Origin of the sequence: Teichococcus deserti (assembly GCF_001982615.1) — a bacterium.
GTDB classification, from domain to species: Bacteria; Pseudomonadota; Alphaproteobacteria; order Acetobacterales; family Acetobacteraceae; genus Pseudoroseomonas; species Pseudoroseomonas deserti.
In genome coordinates, this window is the sequence record NZ_MLCO01000526.1 from 1 (window position 1) to 3,103 (window position 3,103).

The following is a 3,103-nucleotide window of genomic DNA, read 5'->3' on the forward strand; positions in this document are numbered from 1 at the left end:
GTCTTGAACCTGGCTTAAGGGCTGTAGGCGCGGGGATAGGTGGTGGTCGCAGGCCCCGACTGGTCGGTGAGGCGCGACGGGGCGGCGGATTCGCCAACCCGCGGCGCCGGGGTGCAGGCGGCCAGCAGCAGGCCCAGGGCAGCGACAGCGGCGAGCTTGATCATGGACAGGCCCTCCTTGTGGCGTTGTCATTCAGGCTTCGCAATGCCGGCGCGGCCGCGCAGGTTTCCTTAAGCTCACCTTAAGCTCACCTTAAGCTGGCCCGGGCACTCGGCGGGCATCGAACCAACAGCGGAGGCTATAATGGACTTCTTCTCGCCCGGCAGCGTCTGGCCGGCCCGCGCCCTGATGGTGCTGCGCATCGTCGCCGCGCTGATCTTCCTCGAGCATGGCACGCAGAAGCTGCTGGGCTTCCCGGCCTTCCCCAGCGGCAACGGCCCGGCGGCCATGTCGCTGCCCTGGTTCGCCGGCATCATCGAGCTGGTCGGCGGCCTGCTGCTGCTGGTCGGCGTCGCCGTCCGCCCGGCCGCCTTCGTCATGTCGGGCACCATGGCGGTGGCCTATTGGTGGGCGCATGCCCCGCGCAGCTTCTTCCCCGTCAACAACGGCGGCGACGCGGCGATCCTCTACTGCTTCCTGTTCCTGTATTTCGTCGTCGCCGGCGGCGGTTCCTGGAACGGGTCCAAGGATGTCAGCAAGCCGTAAGCTGCGACCCGCATGACCCCTCGCCGCGGCCGATACCCGGCCGCGGCGAGCCACTTCGGGGACCATGCGCGAATGACACGCCGCGTCCTGTTCTCGGTTGTTCTGCTGCTGCCGGGCGGGACGTTCGCCCAGGGGGTCGATGACCTCGGCAACAACGCTCCCGCCATGGGCCGCCCCTTCGCCCATCCCCTGGCCTTCACCCGCGACGATGCGCCGGGCCTGCCGGGCCCCGCCGGCCACTCCGCCGCTGCCAGCGAGAACGGGCGCGCCGAGGCGCCCCCCGCCGCCTCCAGGCCCTGCCGATGAAGGTGGGCAAGGCCGCCTGACCGGCCCCTGCCGGTTGACGCCCTGGCCGCCGTGGCGCCAGCCTGCCGGCAGAAGCCAGGGAAAGGGGGCGGCATGACCGCGCAGCCAGCAGCACCGATGAGCGCGGCGGAGGCCATCACCTCCCGCCGCAGCATCCGCGGTTTCCTGCCCCGGTCCGTGCCGCGGGAAACCCTGGAAGCCATCCTGGCGCTCGCCGCCCGGGCACCATCCGGCAGCAACATCCAGCCGTGGAAGCTGCATGCGGTGACCGGGGCGCCGCTCGCCCGGCTGACGGCGGCGCTGACCGCGGCGCATGCGGCCGGGGAGCCGGCGCAGCGCGAATACGAGTACTACCCGACCCGGTGGCGCGAGCCTTACCTGGCCCGCCGCCGCCAGGTCGGCTGGCAGCTCTACGAGCTCGCCGGGGTGGCGCGTGGCGACCGCGAAGGGGGGCTGCGCCAGCAGGGCCGCAACTTCGACTTCTTCGGCGCGCCGGTCGGGCTGGTCTTCACCATCGACGACGATCTGGAGCAGGGCAGCTGGCTGGACTACGGCATGTTCCTGCAGAGCCTCATGATCGCCGCCCGGGCCGAGGGGCTCGACACCTGCCCGCAGGCCGCCATCGCCAGTTTCCCCGGCGTGCTGCGCCGGGAGCTGGGCATCCCCGCCAGCGAGACCATCGTCTGCGGCATGGCGCTGGGCTGGGCCGACCCGGCGGAGCCCGCCAATCGCCTGGTCTCGGCGCGGGAGGCGGTGAAGGACTTCGTGACGTTCCACGCCGGCTGATGGGCCGGCGCATGCCCGCCAGCCTGCCAGCACGCTCGGCCGCGCCGCCTGCCGTCATGGCCTGACGCGACCCTCACCGTAAGCTGATCGGCCGGGCCCTCGGACGTTTCTCGCGGCCGGCCTAGAAGGAGCGGGACGCGACAAGGGGGTGAGCGCCACGTGCCCGTGCATCTGTCCGGCGACCTGCAGCTGGCTTATCCGTCGGACTGGACCGACCGCAGCATCACCGCCTTCGCGGCGCCGCCCGGTTCCTGGCGGGTGCTGCCCAATTTCGTGGTGACCCGCGACAGCGGCGGCGGCGCGCGCAACGCCGCCGACTATGCCGACCGCACCCTGGTCGAGCTCGCCCGCCGCCTGCAGGATTTTCAGCTGTTGCGCCGCGGCGCGGTGACGCTGCAGCAGCACACGGGCATCGACATGATGTTCACCTGGCACAGCGGCGAAGGCCTGCTGCAGCAGCGCCAGGTCATCCTTCTTCTGCCTGACGACAAGGTCTTTTCCATCGTCGCCTCGGCCTTGCAGTCGGACTTCCCGGCCGTCGAGGAGACATTCGCAAAGATGTTTGCCAGCCTGCGCTTTCCCGCCGGCTGAGCCATGCCTGAAGCCGCCCGGCTCACCGATCCGATCAACCACAGCAGCGCCATGGCCGGGCTGCTGGCGGGGGTGGTGGCCGGCGTCGTCATCGCGGCGGCGGCGGTGGCCATCGTCGGCACCGGCGGCGTCGCGGCGGTGGCGATCGGCGCGGGCATCGCCGCCTCCGGCGCCGGCGGCGGGCTGGCCGGCGCCTATATCGGCGAGCTGATCCCGGGCCCGCCCAGCGGCGCCATCATCACCGGCGCGTTCGACGTCTTCACCGGCGGCCTGCCCCAGGCGCGCGCCACGCGCGACATTTCTCCCTGTGCCGGCATCGCGGGATTCCACGCCACGCCGCTGATCGCCCAGGGCAGCCCCAGCGTCTTCGTCAACGGCTGCATGGCGGCGCGCAAGGGCGACAAGCTGATCTGCGGCGCCAGCATCGCCAGCGGCTGCGGCACGGTGATCATCGGCGGCGCCGCCACCACCGCGCCGGGCATGGAGATCGCCGACGAGATCCCGCCCTGGCTGCGCAACACGCTGCTGGGCGTCGCTGTCGTCGGCACCGTCATCGCCACCGGCGGCGCGGCGCTGGCGGTCGGCGTCGGCCCGGCGCTGGGGGGCCTGGGCGGCGGGCTGCTGGGCGGCGCGGTGATGGGCAAGGTCGGCGGCGCGGTGGGCGGCGCCATCGGCGAGCAGTTCGGCGCGCCCGGGCTCGGCGCTCGCATCGGCG

Annotated in this window: 6 protein-coding genes; 5 read left to right on the top strand and 1 reads right to left on the bottom strand. The window is 72.4% G+C overall.

The features are described from left to right. Positions 1-14: 14 nt before the first annotated feature. Positions 15-164: a hypothetical protein gene (locus BKE38_RS32665; RefSeq protein WP_165694330.1), complete on the bottom strand. Its 150-nt coding sequence runs from the start codon at positions 162-164 to the stop codon at positions 15-17. 139 nt (positions 165-303) lie between these two features. On the opposite strand from BKE38_RS32665, the gene BKE38_RS29715 reads away from it, so the two are divergent. The 5 genes from BKE38_RS29715 to BKE38_RS29735 form a co-directional block, all read left to right on the top strand. Then, a complete protein-coding gene (locus tag BKE38_RS29715; RefSeq protein ID WP_076960676.1) occupies positions 304-705 on the top strand; it encodes a DoxX family protein in 402 nt (133 codons plus the stop codon). 72 nt (positions 706-777) lie between these two features. Next, positions 778-1,011 (top strand): hypothetical protein, encoded by a 234-nt coding sequence (locus BKE38_RS29720; protein ID WP_076960677.1) that lies wholly within the window; start codon positions 778-780, stop codon positions 1,009-1,011. A gap of 93 nt (positions 1,012-1,104) precedes the next feature. Further along, positions 1,105-1,797, top strand: a complete 693-nt coding sequence (locus BKE38_RS29725) for a nitroreductase (RefSeq protein ID WP_076960678.1) — start codon at positions 1,105-1,107, stop codon at positions 1,795-1,797. Between the two features lie 159 nt (positions 1,798-1,956). After that, complete coding sequence (locus BKE38_RS29730) at positions 1,957-2,388, top strand: DcrB-related protein (RefSeq protein ID WP_076960679.1); 432 nt, start codon at positions 1,957-1,959, stop codon at positions 2,386-2,388. A 3-nt stretch (positions 2,389-2,391) separates the two neighbouring features. Beyond that, positions 2,392-3,103: PAAR domain-containing protein (locus tag BKE38_RS29735; RefSeq protein ID WP_207553739.1), on the top strand; the 712-nt coding region annotated here is incomplete at its 3' end.